This is a genomic window from Pseudomonas sp. SWRI77, from assembly GCF_014269105.1.
Classification (GTDB): domain Bacteria; phylum Pseudomonadota; class Gammaproteobacteria; order Pseudomonadales; family Pseudomonadaceae; genus Aquipseudomonas; species Aquipseudomonas capeferrum.
The window spans coordinates 29,911-51,783 of record NZ_JABWRV010000030.1 but is presented as its reverse complement, the minus strand read 5'-3'; the positions used below and the strand labels follow the sequence as shown (position 1 = coordinate 51,783).

At 64.8% G+C, this 21,873-nt stretch carries 15 protein-coding genes and 1 pseudogene; 10 read left to right on the top strand and 6 right to left on the bottom strand.

What is annotated here, in order from left to right; translation table 11 throughout:
- Positions 1–25 precede the first annotated feature (25 nt).
- A complete protein-coding gene (locus tag HU766_RS23120; RefSeq protein WP_050506076.1) occupies positions 26–796 on the top strand; it encodes a helix-turn-helix transcriptional regulator in 771 nt (256 codons plus the stop codon).
- A gap of 370 nt (positions 797–1,166) precedes the next feature.
- On the opposite strand, the gene HU766_RS23115 is transcribed toward HU766_RS23120, so the two are convergent.
- Positions 1,167–2,867, bottom strand: a complete 1,701-nt coding sequence (locus HU766_RS23115) for a M24 family metallopeptidase (protein ID WP_186660953.1) — start codon at positions 2,865–2,867, stop codon at positions 1,167–1,169.
- A gap of 90 nt (positions 2,868–2,957) precedes the next feature.
- Between HU766_RS23115 and HU766_RS23110 the strand changes: the two are divergent.
- Positions 2,958–4,442, top strand: a pseudogene (locus tag HU766_RS23110) (PLP-dependent aminotransferase family protein); the annotation flags it as partial.
- Between the two features lie 4 nt (positions 4,443–4,446).
- Here HU766_RS23110 and HU766_RS26315 read toward each other — a convergent pair.
- Both HU766_RS26315 and HU766_RS23100 read right to left on the bottom strand, forming a co-directional pair.
- Complete coding sequence (locus tag HU766_RS26315; RefSeq protein ID WP_346656724.1) at positions 4,447–5,460, bottom strand: formylglycine-generating enzyme family protein; 1,014 nt, start codon at positions 5,458–5,460, stop codon at positions 4,447–4,449.
- A gap of 20 nt (positions 5,461–5,480) precedes the next feature.
- Positions 5,481–7,145, bottom strand: a complete 1,665-nt coding sequence (locus HU766_RS23100; RefSeq protein WP_186660947.1) for an arylsulfatase — start codon at positions 7,143–7,145, stop codon at positions 5,481–5,483.
- A gap of 283 nt (positions 7,146–7,428) precedes the next feature.
- Between HU766_RS23100 and HU766_RS23095 the strand changes: the two genes are divergently transcribed.
- From HU766_RS23095 to HU766_RS23060, 8 genes are all read left to right on the top strand, one after another.
- On the top strand, positions 7,429–8,820 hold the full coding sequence (locus HU766_RS23095; RefSeq protein ID WP_186660942.1) for an alginate export family protein: 1,392 nt from the start codon (positions 7,429–7,431) through the stop codon (positions 8,818–8,820).
- Between the two features lie 32 nt (positions 8,821–8,852).
- The gene (gene mhpT / locus HU766_RS23090) at positions 8,853–10,085 is read left to right on the top strand and encodes a 3-(3-hydroxy-phenyl)propionate transporter MhpT (RefSeq protein WP_033698581.1); all 1,233 of its coding nucleotides are present in this window, start codon (positions 8,853–8,855) and stop codon (positions 10,083–10,085) included.
- A complete protein-coding gene (locus HU766_RS23085) occupies positions 10,082–10,621 on the top strand; it encodes a DUF3237 domain-containing protein (protein WP_033698580.1) in 540 nt (179 codons plus the stop codon). The genes mhpT and HU766_RS23085 overlap by 4 nt, the downstream gene beginning before the upstream one ends.
- 89 nt (positions 10,622–10,710) lie before the next feature.
- Positions 10,711–11,541: a p-hydroxycinnamoyl CoA hydratase/lyase gene (locus HU766_RS23080; RefSeq protein WP_186660939.1), complete on the top strand. Its 831-nt coding sequence runs from the start codon at positions 10,711–10,713 to the stop codon at positions 11,539–11,541.
- A 47-nt stretch (positions 11,542–11,588) separates the two neighbouring features.
- Entirely contained in the window at positions 11,589–13,037 is a 1,449-nt protein-coding gene (locus HU766_RS23075; protein ID WP_186660935.1) for an aldehyde dehydrogenase, read from the top strand.
- 79 nt (positions 13,038–13,116) lie between these two features.
- Complete coding sequence (locus HU766_RS23070; protein WP_186660933.1) at positions 13,117–14,976, top strand: feruloyl-CoA synthase; 1,860 nt, start codon at positions 13,117–13,119, stop codon at positions 14,974–14,976.
- Positions 14,973–16,220 (top strand): thiolase family protein, encoded by a 1,248-nt coding sequence (locus HU766_RS23065; RefSeq protein WP_186660931.1) that lies wholly within the window; start codon positions 14,973–14,975, stop codon positions 16,218–16,220. Before HU766_RS23070 ends, HU766_RS23065 begins: the two co-directional genes overlap by 4 nt.
- 13 nt (positions 16,221–16,233) lie before the next feature.
- Positions 16,234–17,976, top strand: a complete 1,743-nt coding sequence (locus HU766_RS23060; RefSeq protein ID WP_186660928.1) for an acyl-CoA dehydrogenase family protein — start codon at positions 16,234–16,236, stop codon at positions 17,974–17,976.
- Positions 17,977–18,054: 78 nt separating this feature from the next.
- On the opposite strand, the gene HU766_RS23055 is transcribed toward HU766_RS23060, so the two are convergent.
- From HU766_RS23055 to HU766_RS23045, 3 genes are all read right to left on the bottom strand, one after another.
- Positions 18,055–18,519, bottom strand: a complete 465-nt coding sequence (locus HU766_RS23055; protein WP_033698571.1) for a MarR family transcriptional regulator — start codon at positions 18,517–18,519, stop codon at positions 18,055–18,057.
- Between the two features lie 126 nt (positions 18,520–18,645).
- Positions 18,646–20,499, bottom strand: a complete 1,854-nt coding sequence (locus HU766_RS23050; RefSeq protein WP_186660926.1) for an ABC transporter ATP-binding protein — start codon at positions 20,497–20,499, stop codon at positions 18,646–18,648.
- A gap of 106 nt (positions 20,500–20,605) precedes the next feature.
- Positions 20,606–21,871 (bottom strand): MFS transporter, encoded by a 1,266-nt coding sequence (locus tag HU766_RS23045; protein ID WP_186660924.1) that lies wholly within the window; start codon positions 21,869–21,871, stop codon positions 20,606–20,608.
- Between the last annotated feature and the right edge of the window lie 2 nt (positions 21,872–21,873).

Sequence of the window (21,873 nt, the reverse complement as noted above, 5' to 3'; positions counted from 1 at the left end):
TAACAATAAATAGCCGAGTGCCGCCATGATTCGTCTCAGCACCCCACAGGCATCGACCTTGCCCGCGCAAATTCGCGCTTTCAGCGACCTGACCCGCACGTTGGGCACGCCTGGCTTTCCCGCTGCGTTGCTGGACTGCCTGGGCCAGTGGGCGGCCTGCGAGCATTTTTCCGTGTTGCGCATGGACGGGGCGCGGCCGCAACTGCTGGCGGCCGGCACCCGCCACCCTGACGCCAGCCTGGTGCTGCGCTGCGGCCAGGCGTACATCGAGCACTACCATCGTTATGACCCCTTGTTCGAGCCGTTGAAGGAGGCCCCCGGGCAGGTCGGCCACCTGCTGGCCCAGGACATCCGCCATGGGCCATACCGCGAGGCGATCTACCAGCGCAATGGCATGATCGAACGGTTGTCCAGCGTGTACCTGGACGAACAGGCGCGCCCGGTGCAGTTCAACCTCTACCGGCACCACGATCAGGGTTTTTTCAACGACCAGGAATTGCAGATGTGCGAAGCGCTCAGCCCGGCGCTGCTGCAGCTGTTGCGCGGGCACCTGGCGCTGAACAGCCTGAACCCGGTCAAGAACCCTCAGCAGCAGTTGCTGCAGCGCTGCCCCGAGCTCACCACGCAAGAGTTGAACATCTGTGCCCGCCTGCTACAGGGCATGACCCACGCTGGCATCGCCGCCGACCTGGGCATCAAGGAAAGTACCGTGAAGACTTACCGTAACCGGGCGTTCGACCGGCTAGGCATCCATTTTCGCAGCCAGCTGTTCGCGTTGTTCTCGGCCCAGGGGTAGGGCGCCCTGGCAGCACGATCAAATGTGCTTGTCGGGAGATGGAGTGATGGCGGCTAGGTGCCTGTCTTGGGTTTGGAGGTGGGGCAGATATCGAGCGCCGCCCGCGCGGCGCATCGCGACGCAAGGCCGCTCCTACATTTGTTTCGGGCCAGTTACGCCTGAAGCATTGGCGCGCGGCCCCTTGGCGCCCGCCTCGATTTCGCGCCGTACAAACAAGGGCTCGCGCGCGCTGGCACAGACATGACTGGCCCGAAACAAATGTAGGAGCGGCCTTGCGTCGCGATGCGCCGCGCGGGCGGCGCTCGATCTGATAGGCGCTGAAAATGCCAAGCCAGGCACCTGGTGGCCCCGAATAGAATCTCCAGGCGTTTCATTGGTGTTTCTGAAGCACCACATGTTTGGCCGGCCTGGCTTGCCCAACCAGAATGTCTTCGAAAAACGCCCCGACCGGCTCCGTGGGGTGGCACAGCTGAATCTCCAGTACCCAGACCATCTCGCTCGGTACGATGTCCAGATCGGCCAGTTTGTCCTGGCCGAACAGCGCATGGGGGAAGTCGGCGATGCGGTGCCCGGCCAGGTTGCGCTCCAGCTGCCAGCCTTTGACCAGGGCGCTGCGCTCGGCGACGTCGTACAGTTCACGGCCGGTCAGCCCGTCGCACCAGGCTTGGCGCGTCTCTTCGAACACCTCGTGCAGGGCGGTGACGCAGGCCTGATAAAGCGGGTGCTCGCCGAACACGAAGGTGTCGCCATAGTCGCCTTCATAACCATCCCACACCGGGCCGAGGTCGACCACGGCGATGTCGGTGGCACGCAGCCGACGCTGCAGGTCGATGCCCTGGCGCGGTGTGCGGATGGTGTCGTCGCCAAAGCGAATATAAGTCGGGTGCCAGGTGTGCGACGCGCCCATTGCCTGCAACGTCTGGCCTGCCATGTGCAACGCCTCGGCGGTGGTCATGCCGACTTTCAGCTGGCTGGCGATGGCCGCCAGGGCCCGTACCGACTGCTCGCGGGCGGCGAGCATGCCGTCCAGCGAGTAGCGCGGGCCGACTTTTTCCAGTACCGGGTCCAGCGTGTCGAGCATCGCGGTCGCCGGCACCGATGCGCCGCTGGGCACAAACGCCTCGGCGACAAAACGGTGTGCCTGCACGCCCGCTGCAAGGCATAGTGCGCGGGCCTGGCTGATCATCGCAGGGTTGCCGCAGGCATAGACCTGGGTGTCGGCCCACGGGTGAGCATGCGTCAGCGCAACCTGTTGCACGCGGGCTTGTGCCGACAGCACCCGGTGCCAGCGAAACCGTGGATGGGCCTGGCTGGCCTGGTCGAGAAACGCGCTGTCATAGAAGTCGGCCTGCGCTGAACCGCCCCAATACAACGTGACCTGGGCAGTGCCAGACAGGGCCGTCAGCAACAACGGCTTGATGCCGGCATAGCCGGTGCCGGTGGCGAACAACACCACGGGGCGTTCACCTTCGTGTTGCCAGGTGCAGGCGCCCACGGGCCCTTCGAGCTGCAGCGCGTCGCCCACCTGCAGGGACGGCAGGGTGCCTGCGGTGAACAGCCCGCCGCTGAGGGTGCGAATATGAAACACCAACCGCCCTTGGTCCTGCGCTGGCAGGTTGGCGATGGAGAAACAGCGGCTGTCGCCGTTGGCCAGGCAAAACCTCAGGTACTGGCCGGCGCGTACCTCGAGGGGCTGCGTGGGTTGCAGCACCAGTTCGGTGATGTCCACGCTCAGGGCGCGTTTGCTCAGCACATGGGCGCTGATCTGCAGGGTCGGCGTGTCCACTGACCAGCCGGGGATTTCCAGGCGCATGTCGCTGCAGGCATGGCTCTGGCACAGCAGCATCTCGTTGGCGGCGAGGGGGTAGCAGGGCGGGGGCGTGTCGTCGCTGCATTGTTTGGCCCGATACTGGCCCGCCACCACCTTGACCTTGCACGACCCACAGGCGCCGCGGCGGCACGAGAAGGGCACGGACAGGCCGCTGGCGAGCATTGCATCGAGCAGCAAGCCTTCGGCGGCTTCGAAGCGCTTGCCCGAGGGCGAGAGTTCAATGACATGGCGATCGTGCATACAGACCTCAGGGCGCAAGGGTGGGCTGGAGAGGCCTGATTGTTGCGTTTAGACTAGGACCACAAGAACCTCCAGTTCTGGATAATTCACATGGTCCAGCTTCGCAAATGGCGGCCGCTGCTCAAGCTCGATGGGGCTCAGCCGCAGGCCTCGTACCGCAAGATCGTCGAAGGCCTGGTGACCGCCATCGTCGAGGGCCGCCTGCGCCCCGGCACACTGTTGCCCGGCACGCGGGAGATGGCGCAACTGCTCGACGTCAATCGCAAGACGGTGATCCTCGCCTACGAAGAGGCGGTCACCAAAGGCTGGCTGGAGAGCGTGCAGCGCCGGGGCACCTTCGTCAGTACCCGGCTCGCGGCGGGCACGCTGCCTGCGCGCGGCGCGCCGCCGACCTTCGCCCTGGCGCTGAACGACGCGCCTGCGGTGGCGTATTTCACCCACAGCGAGCAGGTGACGACGCTGCACCATCGGCCGGGCGCGCTGTTTTTCGATAACGGCGCCTGTGACCATCGCCTGCTGCCCCAGGCTGTGTTGCATCGCTATTACCGCAAGGCCTTGCGCACCAGTTTCACCACCAACACCGTGCGCCATGGCTGCGAGGGCAGCAGCCAATACCTGCGCAGCGCATTGGCCGACATGCTGCGCCATAACCGCAGCCTGAACGTGGGGGCAGAACACATCTGCCTGACCCAAGGCGTGCAGATGTCGCTGTACCTGACGGCCAGCGCATTGCTCAAGCCGGGTGATGTGGTACTGGTCGAGCGCCTGAGCTACCCGCCGGCGTGGGAGATCTTCCGCCAGCTGGGGGCGCGGCTGGTTACCGTCGACCTGGACGAGGAGGGTTGCCGGGTCGATCAGGTCGACGCGTTGTGCCGGGCACACGACGTTCGCATGATGTACCTCACCCCGCATCACCAGTTCCCGACCACAGTCAGCCTGCATGCCGCACGCAGGCAGCAATTGCTGGAGCTGGCCAGGCTGCATGATTTTTGCGTGATCGAAGAAGACTACGACCACGAGTATCACTTTGCCGGGCGCCCCTACTTGCCGCTGGCCAGCGACCCTTCGCAGCGCCATGTGATCTACATCGGTTCGCTGTCCAAGTCGTTGGGCAGCACCTTTCGTTGCAGCTTTATCGTGGCGCCGCCGAATGTGATCGAGGTGCTTGAGCGTACCGCGGTGCTGACCTTGGGGCAGGGGGATGCGGTCATGCAACGGATGCTGGCGGACCTGATCAATGACGGCGAGCTGAAAAAGCACCTGCGGCGGGTGTCCAGCGAGTACCGTCGGCGTCGGGAGACCTTGTTGAATTGCCTGCGCGATGCCTTTGGCGAGCAGATAGCGGTGCAGGCACCGGAAGGCGGGTTGGCACTGTGGGTGACGTTCGACGATGCGATCGATGTCGACCAGTTGGCGGCCAAAGCGTTGCAGTTGGACCTGGTGCTGCGCGGCGGCGGCCAGTTTTCACCGTTCGGCCACCGCGAAAATGCCTTGCGCCTGGGCTTTGCCTCGCTCGATGTGGACGAGATCCGCCGTGCCACCCAGCGGCTGGCACAGGCGGCAAGCGAGCTGGGCAGCCTCAGTCGGCCGCAGCTGCCCGCACCGTCCGAAACCCCACATGAGACGTTGCCAGGTACACCGTCTGCGGCTGCCGTGCCGAAGGCCGGTAGCGCATGCAGGCATCTGCCGAGCACAGGTGTGACCCCCCCTTGATCACCACCACCGGCGTACCGGGTTGTACGGGGTCGTAGCTGTCGCCCAGCGCCGGGCCCGTGGGGTCGAGGGCGGCGTCGCGTGCCTCATCATGCCCGGGGCGATAGCCGCTGCGCGTCAGCTCCCAGACGTTGCCGCCCGCGTCGAACAGGCCAAAGCCATTGGCCACGAAGCAGCCCACCGGGGAGGTGCCGGTGAAACCGTCGAGCGCTTGATTGTGATACGGGAACTGGCCCTGCCAGGTATTGGCCATGGGGTTGCCGTTGGGCCGCTCAGCCGTGCCCCAACTGAAGTCCACATCCTGCAGGCCGCCGCGCATCGCGTATTCCAGCTGCGCCTCGCTGGGCAGTGTGCGCCCGGCCCAGCGGGCGTAGGCTTGGGCATCGCGCAGGGTCACCTGCACCACCGGGTGGTTGGCCCGCTCGTGCCAGTGGCTGCCGGGCCCCAGGGGGTGGCGCCAGTTCGCCCCGGCAACGAATTGCCAGCCGGGCCGCAACACCTGCGCGCCTTGCTTGAACACCATTGCGCCTGGCACCCGCAGCGGGTCTGGCAGGTCGGGGGCGGCCTGGGCGTCGATGCCCTGTTCGGCCTGGGTCACGTAGCCGGTGGCCTGTACGAAGCGGGCGAACTGGGCATTGGTGACCGGGTGCACGTCGACCCAGAAGGCCGAGACCTTGGCCCGGTGCGGCGGGCCTTCTTCGCTGTAGAAGCGGTCTGAGCCGAAGCTGAACGTGCCCCCGGCAACGCGGACCATACCGTCTCGCCAAGGCCCCTGGTGGGGCTCTGGCACGCCGCTGTAACTGCTGCATAGCAGCGCCGGTGCAGGGGGCACCGGCCAGGCGGCATACGCGGCGGCAAGCACGCCGAGGGCGAGTACCACACCCCCGAGCCTCCGGGGGGTCATGGCGTGCGGACCAACGCGGGGGAAACAGGCCGCCCCTCGGCCGTGGTCACGATGTTGTTGCGCTGGGCGTAGCTTTTCCAGTCGCGCAGCAGTTCGGCCACTTGCATGGGCTGTTGCGGGGCCAGGTCATGGCGTTCGCCTGGGTCCTTGCTCAAATCGAACAAACGCCAGGCCGGCGCTGCGTCGGTGGTATCGAACAACAGCTTGAGGTCGCCCTTGCGCAAGGAGGCATTCCCGTTGATTTCCCAGCCCTGGGCCTCGTCGCGGGGGTGGATCTGGGTGTCCTTGCCTTCGAGGTAAGCCAAAGCTGATGTGCCTTGGGGTGGCACGATATCGCGGTCGCGGTACTTGATGCCTGGCAAGGACGCACCGGCCAGCTGCAGCAAGGTAGGCATGATGTCGCGGACGCTGGCGAGCGCTTCGCTGCGCCCGGGTTTTATCGTCGCCGGGTAGTGGACGAAGGCCGGTACGCGAATGCCGCCCTGGTAGGTGGTCATCTTGTAGCGGCGGCTGGGCAGGGCGCTGACCTGGGCCCAGGCCGAGCCGATCATCAGGAAAGAATCGGGCCGACCGTAGTTTTCCAGGCGGTTGTCGAAGTTGCTTTTGATCCACGCCGGGTCTACACGGTTGGCATTTTCCGGGCCATTGTCGGACATGAACAACACCAGGGTGTTGTCGAGTTCGCCCGTGGCCCGCAGATGCTCCACCAAGCGTCCGACCTCGGCGTCCAGCGCCGCTACCATGGCTGCGTAAACCTCCATGGTGCGGGCTGACTGCTGCTGTTGCTCAGGGCTCAGCGACGCCCAGGCCGGCACGCCTTCCAGTTGCGGCTCCAGCGGGAAGTCGGCGGGCACCAACCCCGCCTTGCGCTGGCGCTCAAGCCGTTCGCGGGCAATCTGCTCATAGCCTTGGTCATAGCGGCCGCGGTATTGCGCCAGGTACGCGTCGGGTGCCTGCAGCGGCCAGTGCGGTGCGGTATAGGCGGCAAAGGCGAAGAACGGCTTGTGGCTGGCCTTGCCCTGGTCGATGGCGTCGATCAGGCGGTCGGTGAACCAGCGGGTCGAGTAGAAATCGTTAGGCAGCTCCACCGGCTCGCCGTTGTGGCGGAAGGTCCAGCTGTAGTTGGGCAGCAGGCCCATGTTGGTTTGCTTGAAGTGCGCCGCGCCCCCTTCGAGCAGTACATAAGCCTGGTCGAAACCGCGGTTGTGCGGCTGCTGCGCCGGGGTCATGCCCAGGTGCCATTTGCCGGCGATGTAGGTGCGGTAGCCGGCATCGCGCAACAACTCGGCGAGCGTGGCCACGTTGGCCCCCAGCACACCTTCATACCCCGGTTGCACTTCGCTGCCCGCCGGCAGGCGCCCGCGCGACTCGGCCATCATGCCAACTCCGGAGAGGTGCGGGTCGTTGCCGGACATCAGCATGGCGCGGGTGGGGGAGCAGCTGGGTGCGGCGTGAAAGTCCAGCATCAGGCGCCCGTCCGCCAGCAGCTTGTCCAGGTGGGGGGTAGCGATTTCACTGCCCAACGCAGACAGGTCGGAAAACCCCAGGTCATCGGCGACCACCAGCAGAATGTTGGGTTGTTTAACGGTTGGCGCGGCGAACGCTTGGCTCGCGCCGAGCAGAAGCAGGCCGAAAGCAAGCAAGGGCTTCGAGGGTGTCATGGGGTTCTCTTTATTATTGTGGGTGGAATGCGCCACATGATTTTTTTATTTAATGATCTTGTCAAGGAATGCAAACCGCAGGCGCCCGTGGCTGAAACGCTTCTTTACGGGCTTTGCCAGGCAACGGCCCTGAATCGGGGGTTTCAAAAGTGTTCGATCAGCGAACACTGATCGCACAGCCGCAGCGGTGATATGCGCTGGCGCCTATTGACGGCATCATCGTTAATCAAAATAATCGTTAACAGAGTTATCCATTTTCACAACAACAAGAAAGGATATTCTGATGACCAAGCCGTTGACGGGGGCATGTCTGTCCCTGGCGCTGTTATCAATCGCTCCGCTTTCACAGGCTGCCAGCCCCTTGGAGGACAGTCGGCCGGGGCGTCCCGGCGCGCCGCGCTGGGTCGAGGACTACCGCTTTCTGGATGCACCGGGCAAAGCCACCGATCCGTTCGATGGCCTGCGCTACCATCGCTTGTCCGACAGCGCTTGGCTGCAATTGGGCGCAGAGGCGCGCTACCGCGCCGATGCAATGGACAAACCGTTCTTCGGCTTGCGCGGCATCAAGGACGATTCCTACCTGATGCAACGCCTGCAGGCGCACGCCGACCTGCACCTGTTCGACGATGCGCTGCGCGCCTTCGTGCAGGTCGAGAATACCCGCGCCTTCGGCAAGGACCTGTACTCGCCCAATGACGAAAGCCGCAATGAAGTGCGCCAGGCCTTTATCGACCTGAACCATGACTTTACCGGTGGGCGCTACACCACACGCCTCGGCCGCCAGGAAATGGCCTATGGCAACCAGGTGTTCGTGACCTACCGCGATTCGCCCAACATCCGCCAGACTTTCGATGGGCTGCGCGCCAGCCTCAACCTCAAGGACGGGCGCAAGCTCGATGCCTTTGCCGTGCGGCCCGTGGAAACCGGCGAGGACAGCTGGGATGACGGCAGCAACAATGCAGTCAAGTTCTATGGCCTGTATGGCACGCAGCCGCTGACCCAGGCGTGGAACATCGACCTGTTCGCCTTCGGCCTGGAAACCGACGACCGCACCCTGGCGGGGGAAACCGGTGACGAAAAACGCTACACCTTCGGCACCCGCGTGTTCGGCCGTTACCAGGCCATCGACTGGAGCTGGGACCTGGCGGCCCAGCGCGGGCACCTGGGCAACGCCGACATTCGGGCCTGGGCGGTGTCCAGCGACACCGGGTACACCTTCAGCCATCCGTGGAACCCGCGCCTGGCCATGCGCCTGGACGCCGCCAGTGGTGACAGCGAGGTGGGCGATGGCAAGGTCGGTACCTTCGACCCGTTGTACCCGCGCAATGGCGTCTACGGCGAGGCCAGCCTGACCACCTTGAGCAACGTCATCGTCATTGGCCCGACCTTCGGTTTTTCACCTTGGCGCAACCTGCGCTTCGAGCCCGGCGTGTTCGAAGTGTGGAAACAGAACACCAGCGACGGGGTATACATGCCTGGCATGAGCGTACTTGCCAACACCCGCGGCACTGGCCGACACGTGGGCACCATCTACCGGGTCAACACCCGATGGTTGCCAACGCCTAACCTGACGCTCGACCTGGACCTGAAGTACTACGACATAGGCGCTGCCATTCGCGATGCCGGGGGCGACGACGCCTCGTTCGTGTCCATGCGCGCCACCTTCAGGCTCTGATTACCTTACGCATAACAACAAGAGGGCTGCACATGAGTGGTTCAATCGCACATTCGCACCGACCGGTACTGACTATCGGTTTGTGCTTTCTCGTCGCCCTGCTCGAAGGGCTCGACCTGCAAGCCACCGGTATTGCGGCGCCGCACATGGCCAAGGAATTCGCCTTGACCCCGGCGATGCTGGGGTGGGTGTTCAGTGCCGGCTTGCTCGGCCTGTTGCCTGGCGCCTTCGTTGGCGGCTGGCTGGCCGACCGCCTGGGCCGCAAACGCATCCTGATCATGGCCGTATTGCTGTTCGGGCTGTTCTCCCTGGGCACCGCACATGCCTGGGACTATGCCTCGCTGCTGGTTGCCCGGCTGATGACCGGGCTGGGGCTGGGGGCGGCATTGCCGATCCTCATCGCCATGGCCAGTGAAGCGGCCCACGAACGCTTGCGCAGCACGGCCGTCAGCCTGACTTACTGTGGTGTCCCCCTAGGCGGCGCCATCGCGTCTGTGATTGGCATGGCAGGCTTGGGTGAGGGCTGGCGCCTGGTGTTCTATGTCGGCGGTTTCGCACCGATCGCGATTGCCTTCGTGCTGATGGCCTGGCTGCCTGAATCCCAGGCGTTTCGTGCCCAGGCCGCGACCACGGGCACGCAGAACGGGCTGGCAGCGCAACTGTTCGGCCCAGGCCGGGCGAGCCGCACGCTGCTGCTGTGGCTGGCGTGCTTCTTTACCTTGACCGTGCTGTACATGCTGCTCAACTGGCTGCCTTCGCTGTTGATTGGCCAGGGCTATACGCGGCCGCAGGCCGGCGCGGTGCAGATCCTGTTCAACCTGGGCGGCGCGGCGGGGTCATTCCTCACCGGGCGCATGATGGACCGTGGCCATGCGGGGCGTGCGGTGTGCATCGCCTATGCCGGCATGCTCGCCTCGTTGGCAGGCCTGGGCCTGTCAACGAGCTTCGGCTTGCTCTTGCTGGCGGGCTTTACCGCAGGCTATTGCGCCATCGGCGGCCAGTTGGTGCTGTATGCGCTGGCCCCCACGCTGTACCCGACACACGTGCGCGCCACGGGGGTGGGCGCGTCGGTGGCCGTGGGCCGGTTGGGGTCGATGGCCGGGCCGTTGGCGGCCGGGCAGATCCTCGCTGCCGGCGCAGGCGTAGGCGGTTTGTTGCTGGCGGCCTCACCGGGGCTGGTGGTGGCTGCCGTGGCGGCGATGGCACTGCTGGGGCGCGGTGCAGCGCAGGCCGAAGCTGCAGCCTCGGGAGGTGTTGCGCCATGAGCCTGGGTAAAGCACTTGCCGTCATGCTGTTGAGCGGTTGCGCCGCACTGGCCCAGGCGGCCAGCTATGAACCGCCGCCGCTCAAGCTTGAGCCACTGGCGCGCTTCAGTGTCGACCTGGTGGCACCCATCTGGGAGCTGGGCAGCACCAGCGGGCAGGGCAAGCGGCGCATCATCCCCATCACGGGTGGGCATTTCGAGGGCGCTCGGCTCAAGGGCACCATCCTCAACAACGGCGCGGACTGGCAAGTGGTCACCCCAGAGGGGGTGGCCATTATCGACACCCGTTACCTGCTGCAGACCGATGACGGTGCGTTGATCTACCTGCGCACCGAGGGCTACCGCTTCGGCCCGCCCGAGGTAATGAAGAAAGTCGCCGCCGGCGAGGACGTCGACCCCAGCCTGTACCAGTTCCGCATCACGCTGCGCTTTGAAACCTCGGCCCCGCAATACGCCTGGCTGAACCGCACGGTGGGCGTGGGCAGCGCCATGCGCCTGGGCAACGCCGTGGTCTACGACGCATTCGAAGTAAAATAGATAATTTTATTAATGGTTAATTGACCTAACTATATGGCCGAGCTAATGTTCGGCCAACCACAACGAACAATCAGTACAAGAGGTGTGTGATGGGCCAATACGAAAACCGCTGGCAGACCGTGAAAGTCACCGTCGAGCAAGGCATCGCCTGGGTCAGCTTCAACCGTCCTGAAAAGCGCAACGCCATGAGCCCAACGCTCAACCGTGAAATGCGCGATGTACTGGAAACCGTCGAGCAGGACGCCGACGCACGCGTGCTGGTGTTGACCGGTGAGGGCAGCGCCTGGACCGCCGGCATGGACCTCAAGGAGTACTTCCGCGAGGTGGACGCAGGCCCCGAGATCCTTCAGGAGCGCATCCGCCGCGATGCCTCGGAATGGCAGTGGAAGCTGCTGCGCTTCTACAGCAAACCCACCATCGCCATGGTCAACGGCTGGTGCTTCGGCGGTGGTTTCAGCCCGCTGGTCGCTTGCGACCTGGCCATCTGCGCCGACGAGGCCACCTTCGGCCTGTCTGAAATCAACTGGGGTATTCCACCGGGCAACCTGGTCAGCAAGGCCATGGCCGACACCGTGGGCCACCGTGAATCGCTGTACTACATCATGACCGGCAAGACCTTCGACGGGCAGAAAGCCGCGCAGATGGGGCTGGTCAACAAGAGCGTGCCGTTGGCGCAGTTGCGCGATGAAGTGGTGCTGCTCGCCCAGGACCTTCTCGACAAGAACCCGGTTGTGCTGCGTGCCGCCAAAAACGGCTTCAAGCGCTGCCGCGAGTTGACCTGGGAGCAGAACGAGGACTACCTGTACGCCAAGCTGGACCAGGCCCAGCTGCGTGACCCGGAGCACGGCCGCGCGCAAGGCCTGAAGCAGTTCCTCGACGACAAAAGCATCAAGCCAGGCCTGCAAGCCTACAAGCGCTGAGCAGCCGCGGTTTTCATTCCCGAACAATCAGAAAAGAGGAATGCCCGATGTTCGAGGTGCCCTTGTTAATTGGCGGTAAGGCCCGTACGGCCAGCGACGGCGGCACGTTCGAGCGTCGCCATCCGGTCAGCGGCGAGGTGGTGTCGGTGGTGGCCGCCGCCACCCTGGCCGACGCCGACGCGGCGGTCGAAGCGGCGCAGGCGGCGTTCCCCGCCTGGGCCGCGCTGGGGCCGGGCGAGCGCCGTGCGCGCTTGCTCAAGGCAGCCGATGCGCTGGATGCCCGGCGCGACGAATTCCTGGCCATGGCCGGGGAAACCGGGGCCAAGGCCAACTGGTACGGTTTCAATGTGATGCTGGCGGCCAATATTCTGCGTGAAGCGGCGTCGATGACCACGCAGATACAGGGCAGTGTCATCCCCTCCGACGTGCCCGGCAGCTTTGCCATGGCCCTGCGCCAACCCTGTGGGGTGGTGCTGGGTATCGCCCCCTGGAATGCCCCGGTGATTCTGGCCACACGCGCTATTGCCATGCCACTGGCGTGCGGTAATACCGTGGTGCTCAAGGCCTCCGAAGCCAGCCCGGCGGTGCATGGCCTGCTCGGTCAGGTATTGCAGGCGGCCGGTTTGGGCGACGGTGTGGTCAACGTCATCTGCAATGCCCCGCACGATGCACCGGCAGTGGTGGAGCGTCTTATCGCCCATCCGGCGGTGCGGCGGGTGAATTTCACCGGGTCTACCCATGTCGGGCGCATCGTTGGGCAACTGGCGGCGCGTCACCTCAAGCCTGCAGTGCTCGAACTGGGTGGCAAGGCACCGTTCCTGGTCCTGGCCGATGCCGACCTGGAGGCTGCGGTCGATGCGGCGGCCTTTGGTGCCTACTTCAACCAGGGCCAGATCTGCATGTCGACCGAGCGGCTGATCGTCGACCAGGCGGTGGCCGATGAGTTCGTGGCCAAGCTGGGTGAGAAGGTGCGCCGCTTGCGTGCGGCAGACCCCTCGCAACCCGACGCGCCGCTGGGCTCATTGATCGATGCCGGGGCCGGTGAGCGCATACAGGCGCTGGTCGATGACGCCGTCGGCAAGGGTGCGACCCTGGTGGCAGGCGGCGAACGTACGGGCAGCGTCATGCAGCCGGTACTGCTCGACCACGTCAATGCGGGCATGAGGCTGTACCGCGAAGAGTCGTTCGGGCCGGTGGCAGTGGTGCTGCGCGCCAGCGGCGACGAAGCGCTGCTGGCCCTGGCCAACGACTCCGAGTTCGGCCTCAGCGCGGCGATCTTCAGCCGTGATACCCAACGTGCCCTGGCCCTTGCCCAGCGCCTGGAGTCGGGCATCTGCCATATCAACGGCCCGACGGTGCATGACGAAGCGCAGATGCCGTTTGGCGGGGTCAAGGCCAGCGGTTACGGCAGCTTCGGCAGCACGGCGGCCATCGATGCCTTCACCCAGTTGCGTTGGGTTACCGTGCAGCATGGCGCGCGGCACTACCCGATTTGACCCACAACCTCACAACAACAATAGCGAATGCGCCTGGCGGCCCCTCGGCCCTTGGCGCACTCACGCAGAGGTAGCCTTCATGGACTGCGAAACCCTCTCCGTTGCCCAGCGTGCGCCGTTGCGCGCCGTCAAGATCGGGCAGCCCCAGGTACAGGTGCGCCAACAGGGCGACGTGCTGTACCTGGACCCCGTGGAAACGCTCGACGCCTACCCGGCACGGCTGATGGAGCGCTTGCTGCATTGGGCGCAGCAGCGCAGCGAGCAGACGTTTGTCGCACGCCGCGCTGCCGACGGGCAGTGGCAGCACATCACTTACGCCGCCATGTTGCAGCGTGTTCGACGTATCGCCACGTGGTTGCTGGGCCAAGGCCTGAGCGCCGAACGCCCGCTGCTGATCCTCTCGGGCAACGACCTTGAGCACGTGCAACTGGCCACGGCCGCGCTGTATGCCGGCATTCCCTATTGCCCGGTATCGCCAGCGTATTCACTGTTGTCCCAGGATTTTGGCAAGCTGCGCCATATCGTCCAGACACTGCAACCGGGCCTGGTCTTCGCGGCTGATGCCGCCTACGGCAGGGCCATCAATGCGGTGTTCGAACCCTCGATTACCCTGGTGCTGGGCCAGGACGAGCTGGCGGGGTGGGCGAGCACGCCATTCGCCGAGGTACTGGCCACCGTCGCCCAACCCTGTGCCGACCAGGCTTTTGCCGCCTTGCGCCCGGACAGCCTGGCCAAGTTCCTGTTCACCTCCGGCTCCACCAAGCTGCCCAAGGCGGTGGTCACCACCCAGGGCATGCTGTGTGCCAACCAGCAGATGCTGTTGCAGACCTTCCCGGAGTTCGCCGAAGTGCCGCCGGTGCTGGTCGACTGGCTGCCGTGGAACCACACCTTTGGCGGCAGCCACAACGTCGGTATCGTGCTGTACAACGGCGGCACGCTGTACATCGACGATGGCAAGCCGACGCCGCAGGGCTTTGCCCAGACGCTGCACAACCTCAAGGACATTTCCCCCACGGCGTACCTGACCGTGCCCAAAGGCTGGGAGGAACTGGTCAAGGCACTGGAGCAGGACAGCGCCCTGTGCGAGCGGTTCTTCCAGCGCATGAAGCTGTTCTTTTTCGCCGGTGCCGGGTTGTCCCAGGCCATCTGGGACCGCCTTGACGCCGTGGCCGTGGCCCACTGCGGCGAACGCATCCGCATGATGGCGGGGCTGGGCATGACCGAGACTTCGCCGTCGTGCACCTTCACCACCGGGCCGCTGTCGGTGGCCGGCTACATCGGCCTGCCGGCCCCGGGGTGCGAGGTCAAGCTGGTGCCGGTGGACGGCAAGCTCGAGGCGAGGTTTCGCGGGCCCCACGTGATGCCGGGGTACTGGCGCTCATCGCAGCAGACCCAGGAGGCGTTTGACGAAGAGGGGTTCTACCGCAGCGGTGATGCGGTGCGCCTGTGCGACCCCGGCAACCCGCAGCTGGGTCTGATGTTCGACGGGCGCATTGCCGAGGACTTCAAGTTGTCCTCCGGGGTGTTCGTCAGCGTTGGGCCGATGCGCACCCAGGTGATCTTGCAGGGTGCGCCCTATGTGCTGGATGTGGTGGTGTTGGGCCCGGACCGCGAATGCCTGGGTTTGCTGATCTTCCCGCGCTTGCCGGAATGCCGGCAGTTGTCCGGGCTTGGCGCCCAGGCCAGTGACGCCCAGGTGCTGGCATCGCCCGCCGTGCGTGACTGGCTGGCCAGCCTGCTGGCCACGCTCAACCGGGGCGCGACAGGCAACGCCAGCTATATCCGCTTCGCCGGCCTGGCCGCCGACGCACCGTCCATCGACCGTGGTGAGATCACCGACAAGGGCTCGCTCAACCAGCGCGTGGTCCTGCAATTGCGGCACGGCCTGATCGACAGCCTGTATGCAGGGCCTGGGCCGTTGCGTGTAGACGCACCATGACGGCCCGGGGGCAGTTCCGCACGTTTGCGGCGACCGCGTTGCTCGAGGGCATCCGTACGCCGTGGGTCGATATCAATGGCGCATTCGGCCTGGTCTCGCCGACCGACCTGGGCATCAAGGCCGGCCGCGCGGTGTTGCAGCGTGCCAGGCTCGATGCCGGTGAAGTCGACAGCGTACTGGCCGGCTCCATGGCCCAGGCAGACTTCGATGCCTACATGCTGCCCAGGCATATCGGGCTTTATTGCGGTGTCGACCAGGCAGTGCCGGCGCTGATGGTGCAACGGATCTGTGCCACCGGTTTCGAGCTGCTGCGCCAGGCCGGTGAGCAGATTCAGGCGGGGGAGGCGGGCACCGTGCTGTGCGTGGCCGCCGAGTCGATGTCGCGTAACCCGATTGTCGCCTACACCCACCGTGGCGGGTTCAAGCTGGGCGGCGAGGTCGGCTTCAAGGACTTTCTGTGGGAGGCATTGTTCGACCCTGCGGTGGGCATCAGCATGATCCAGACCGCCGAGAATATCGCCCGGCAATACCGCATCCCCCGCGAGGCTGTAGACGCCTGGGCTGCCATGAGCTTTGCGCGGGCCATGGAGGCGCGGGCGCGCGGGTGGTTCAGCGACGAATGCGTCAGCGTCTGCAGCGAAGTGTTCGAAGCGCCCGGCTTGCTGCCGCGCGGTATTCGCCTGCCGCGTGGCGTTGAAGCTGTCACTGAAGACAGCCACCCACGTGCGACCGCGTTCGAACGTCTGCAGCAACTGCCCGCGCTTTACCCGCAGGGGGTGCAGACTGCGGGCAACAGCTGTGCGGTGGTGGATGGGGCGGCGGCGGTGCTGATGTGTTCGGCCGACGCGCTGGCCGGGCGTACGCCTTTGGCCTGGTTGCGGGCCAGCAGCGTGGTGGGCGTGGCGCCCGAGGTGATGGGGCTGGGCCCGGTACCGGCCATCCGCTTGCTGCTGGCGCGAGCCGGCCTGGCGCTGGACGACATTGCCTGCTTTGAAATCAATGAAGCCCAAGGAGCGCAGATCGTAGCGGTGCAGCAAGCGCTGGGCATTGCCCCCGAGCGGTTGAATGCCTGCGGCGGCGCTATCGCCTTGGGCCATCCGCTGGCCGCTACCGGCCTGCGCCTGGTCATCAGTGTGGCCCGGCAACTGCGCGCCAGTGGCCAGCGTTTTGGTGTGGTCTCGGCCTGCGTCGGTGGCGGCCAGGGCATGGCCTTGCTGCTGGAAAACCCGCTGGCCATGGTTTGACAAGGAGTTTCACGTGCACAGCTATCGCGCTCCGCTGCAAGACATCCGTTTTGTGATCGATCATTGGCTGCAGGCACCGGCGGCGTGGGCCGAATGCGAGCGCTTCGCTGGCGTCGACAGTGCCCTGGCGCAACAGTTGCTGGAGGAGGGCGCGCGCTTTGCAGAACAGCAACTAGTGCCGCTGAACAGGCCCGGTGATCGCGAAGGCTGCCGGTTCCAGGACGGCCATGTGAGCACGCCAACCGGGTTTCGCCAGGCTTACCAGCGTTATGTGGACGGCGGCTGGCCAGGCTTGGCCTGCGCGCAGGCGCACGGCGGGCAGGGCCTGCCGCTGCTGCTCGGCGCTGCGCTGCACGAAGTGATCTACGCCTGCAACCATGGCTGGGCCATGTACAGCGGCATTGCCCATGGCGCCTACGAATGCCTGCGTCAGTTTGGCTCTGCCGAGCTTCGCCAGGCCTGGCTTGGCAAAATCGTCAGCGGTGAGTGCCTGCCCACCATGTGCCTGACCGAACCCCAGGCCGGTAGCGATGTGGGGCTGCTGCGCACACAAGCGCGGGTAGATGAAGCCGGGGCTTATCGGCTGACCGGCAACAAAGTATTCATTTCCGGCGGCGAGCACGACCTGACCGACAATATCCTGCACCTGGTGCTGGCGCGGTTGCCCGATGCGCCCGCAGGCAGCCGTGGGATTTCGCTGTTTCTGGTACCCAAGCTGACTGAGCAAGGCCAGCTCAATGGCGTTCATTGCACCGGCATCGAACACAAGATGGGTATTCACGCCAGCGCCACCTGCAGCCTGAGTTTCGACCAGGCCGAAGGCTGGCTTGTCGGCGAGCCGCAGGGTGGCTTGGCAGCGTTGTTCGTGATGATGAACAGTGCCCGTACCTACGTGGGCCTGCAGGGCCTGGCCCATGCCGAAAGCGCCGGCCAGCGCGCCTTGGCGTATGCGCAGGCGCGCCTGCAGATGCGCGCGGTGCTACGCCCCGAAGGTGCATTGGCCGCTGCGGCGGACCCTGTGGCTTTTCACCCGGCCGTGCGCCAGGTGCTCTGGCAGTCTCGGGCGATGACCGAAGGCATGCGGGCCATCGGTTATTGGAGCGCCCACCTGATTGACCTTGCCGAACAGGCGCAAAGCATGGCCCGGCAAGCGCTGGAGGCGCGCATCGCCTTGCTCACCCCGGTGGTCAAAGCCTTTTTCACCGAGCAAGGGTTTCAACTGGCCAGTGACGCGCTGCAGGTGTTCGGCGGTTACGGTTATGTCACCGAGTCGGGCATCGAGCAAACCGTGCGCGACAGCCGCGTGGCGATGATCTACGAGGGCACCAACGAGATCCAGGCCAACGACCTGTTGCTGCGCAAGGTCTTGGGCGATGGTGGCGAGGCCCTGCAAGCACTGTTGGCCCACGTGCTGGAAGAAGCAGGCCTGGCCAGCGACGCTGAAGGCATGCGCTGGGCGCAGCAGCTGCGCGTTGCCAGCGACGGCTTGCAGACGTGGGTGGGTGGGCTTGTCGAGCATGATGACCAGGAGTACGCCTACCGCGCTGCGGGTGATTTTCTCCAGGCATTGGCAATGTTGTTGCTGGGCCATGCCTGGGCCCGGTCGGCGCGCCTGGCACTGGTGCACGCGGATCAACCGTTCTACCGGCGCAAACGCCAGACGGCGGCGTATTTCTTTGACCATCTGTGGTTGCGTTTTGCCTATCGGCTGCAGCGGCTGCACGCGGCGCAGCTGCCATTGCCGTTCGTGGGCTGACACCCCCCTTCAAGCCCGCTCCCACAGGTTCTCTGCGCGACAGCGCAGTTCAAAGGGCTGGGCAACCCTTCCGGCAGCCTAATAAGCCTTGCGCAGCAGGGCGAGCAACTGCTGGCGCTCGTCATCATTCAGGTTGGCAGTGGCGGCGCGGTCGCTTTCTTCGGCGACGCCGTACAGCGTTTTCAGCAGCTTCTCACCCGCCTTGCTCAGGTACAGGCCATACGAGCGCTTATCTGCCTTGCTGCGCACCCGCAGGGCCAGCCCGGCTTCTTCCAGTTTGTTGAGCAGGGGCACGACCTGGGGCGGCTCGATGTTCAGCGCCTTGGCCAGCTCGGCCTGCGTGGGGCCGGGGTTCTGCGCGATGATCGCCAACGCGGAGAACTGTGCAGGCCGCAGCTCGTACGGTGTCAGGCAATCGACAAGGTGCTGAAACACCTTCATCTGCACGCGACGCAAGGCGTAGCCAACCAGGTCATTGAGGTCTGCCGGCGCGCTGGCCTCGCTGCCGTCGGCGCCCGATTGGAGTGCAGGGGAAGTCTTCATGCGGTCTCGTGTGTCAGGGGGGTAGGGAAAAAATGATTAACAAGTATAACCGATGCCGAGCGCCTGCAAACAGCGCCACCTTCCGGGTGAGGGGCAGCCTTCGCAACCGGCTGCCACCGCTCAGGCTTACTCCATAGCCTCCGCCACCCCCTGGTCCTCACCCAGGAACCCGCCACTCTGGTGCTGCCAGAGCCTGGCGTAGGTGCCGTTGCGGGCCAGCAGTTCGGCGTGGGTGCCTTGCTCGATGATGCGCCCCTCATCCATGACGATAAGCCGGTCCATGGCCGCGATCGTGGACAGCCGATGGGCGATGGCGATGACGGTCTTGCCTTGCATCATCTCGTTGAGGCTTTCCTGGATGGCGACTTCGACTTCCGAATCCAGCGCGCTGGTCGCTTCGTCGAGCAACAGGATCGGCGCGTTCTTGAGCATCACCCGGGCGATGGCAATGCGCTGGCGTTGGCCACCGGAGAGCTTGATACCGCGTTCACCCACCAGCGTGTCGTAGCCGCTATGGCCTTGCCGGTCGCTCAATTGTTCGATGAAACCATCGGCCTGGGCATTGGCCGCAGCCGTGCGGATTTGCGCGTCGGTTGCGTCGGGGCGGCCGTAGGCTATGTTGTCGCGGATCGAGCGGTGCAGCAGGGAAGTGTCTTGCGTGACCATGCCGATGGCGCTGCGCAGGCTGTCCTGGGTGACCTGGGCGATGTTCTGCCCGTCGATGCGAATCTCGCCGCTGTCCACGTCATAGAACCGCAGCAGCAGGTTGATCAGCGTCGACTTGCCGGCGCCGGAGCGCCCCACCAGGCCGACTTTTTCGCCCGCGCGGATGTTCAGGCTCAGGCCGTCGAGCACCTGCCGTTCACCGTTGTAGTTGAAGCTGACCTTGTCGAAGGCCACTGCGCCGCCGCGGGTTTCCAGCACGCTCGCGTTCGGCGCATCCTGCACCTTGGGGCCGCGGGTCAAGGTGGCCATGCCGTCCTGCACGGTGCCGATGTTCTCGAACAGCGCGGTCATCTGCCACATGATCCAGTGCGACATGCCATTGACACGCAAGGCCATGGCGGTAATCGCCGCCACGGCGCCGGTGCCTACCTCACCCTGGTGCCAGAGCCACAGGGCATAGCCGCCTGCGCCAAGGATCAAACCGACCACCAGGGCCTGATTGACGATCTCGAACTGGCTCACCAGGCGCATCTGGCGAAAGCCGGTTTGCTTGAAATCCTCCATCGCCGCACGCGCGAAGTGCGCTTCGCGCTTGGAGTGCGAAAACAGCTTCACGGTGGTGATATTGGTGTAGGCGTCGGAAATTCGCCCGGTCATCGATGAGCGCGCATGGGCCTGTTCCTGGCCGACTTTGCCCAGGCGTGGCACAAAGTACACCATCGCCAGCCCGAATAGCGCGACCCAGGCAATGAACGGCAGCATCAGCTTCAAGGCGAAGCCGCCCGCCAGGGCGATGATGGCGATGAAGTACACACCGATACCGGGGGCGATCTCGATGAGGGTGAACAGCACTTCGCGCACCGCCAGCGCCGTCTGCATCACCTTGGTGGTGACCCGGCCAGAGAACTCGTCGGAAAAGAACGACAGGCTTTGCCGCAGCATCAGGCGATGGAAGTCCCAGCGCAGGCGCAGCGGCAAATTGATCGCCAACACCTGGTGCTGCACCATCGTGCGCAGTGCCACCAGCCCGATACTGGTCATAAGCACGATGCCGATACCCCACAGCACGCGGCGTTCCTGCCCGGCTGCAGCGCCGCCGGCCTGCCAGGTCGAGAGCAGGTCGACGACCTGGCCAAGGAAGGAAAACAACCAGGCTTCGTAGATCGACACCGCCGCGCTGAGCAAGGCCAGCGCAAGCACATAGCCACGGGCACCACGCGTACACGCCCACAGGAAGCGCAGCAGGCCGACCGGTGGGGGTGGCGCCTCGTCGGGTGGGAAGGGGTCTAGCCGTCGTTCAAAAACACCAAGCATGGTGGGCTCCCAAAAGGTTCAGTTGTACCGCGCGCTGGCGTCAGATGCCAGACCGGCATGGAAACCGAACCCCTCAGGCTTGCCACTGGCCCATGCGCTGCGCGGGTCAGGCCTGCGCCGCACGCATCCCATCAGAGGCCACGGATTGCTTGCGCACTGCCCGATAGAGCAGGCTGGACACCATGAACCCTGCGAGGGCCAGCAGGCTCATCAAGGTGAAGACGACGGTATAACCCTGCTGGCCAGGGAAGTGGTCGAGGATCGCGCCGTAGATGACGTAGGCAAACATGCCGGGTGCATAGCCGATCAGGCAACCGATGCCGAAGGCGGACCCGGTGATGTGCTGGGGTATGCCGACTTCACCCATGGGGGCCCAGAACACGCCGCGCATGGAGAACACGATCAGCGCAAAGGACAGGGTGGCGGCCATGCCGGCATAGATGAAGCCTGGGCTTTTGGGGATCAGCAGGATCACCGCCATCACTGGCAACAGCGCCAGAAATGCCCATTTCAGGTAGCGGCTGGTGCTTTTGAACTGTTTGTCGGCAATGAAACCGCCGGCAGGCCCGCCCAGGATCTTCAGGAAGTACTGGTTGATGATGCCGTAGGCACCCACCAACGCCACGGGCAAACCGTACATTTCCTTAAGGTAGGGGATGAAGTAGGTCAGGCCGCAGTAGACGATGTAGACCATGAACACGTTCAGGCTGACCAGCCAGATCCCCGGTACCTTGATCGCTTCCATCAGGTTCGCCAGGCTGTTTTTCGGTTTGGCCACCGACGGCGCGTTGCCGCCTTTGAGCAGGAACCAGGTCAGGGTACCGGCCAGCAAGTCGATCACCGAGTAGAACAGGATCGCCGACTTCAGGCCGTTTTCGCCCGAGCCCATGGCAACGAACACCCCCAGTGCGGCAAAGGCGACCAGTGTATCCACCACGCCACGCCCGCCTTCGAGCAGGCCGAACAGGCGCCCTTGCTCCTGGTCGTTACCCAGGTTGCGGATAGCCTTGAGCAGCGAGGGCCAGAACAGGCAATCGGCGCACACGGCCAGCAGGCTGAACACGATCAACAAACTGCTGAACGGGGGGAAGGTCGCCAGGTACACGCCCAGGCAACCGGTGCCGATCAGCCCGAGGGGGATCAGCTTGCGCGTCTCGAAGCGGTCGGCGAGCAGGCCGCCAACCACGAACAGGGCTGTGGCGATGACCGCGTTGGCACTGAGCAGCAGGCCGATTTCAGTGTGGCTCAGGCCCATGAATTCCTGCATGGGAACGTAGAAAGCGTCCTTCAGGTTCGCCAGCTTGTAGACGGTGCCGCCGCCCAGGATGAGGATCAGGAATCGGAGCCATTTGGCTTTGTTCTGGGATGTCATTG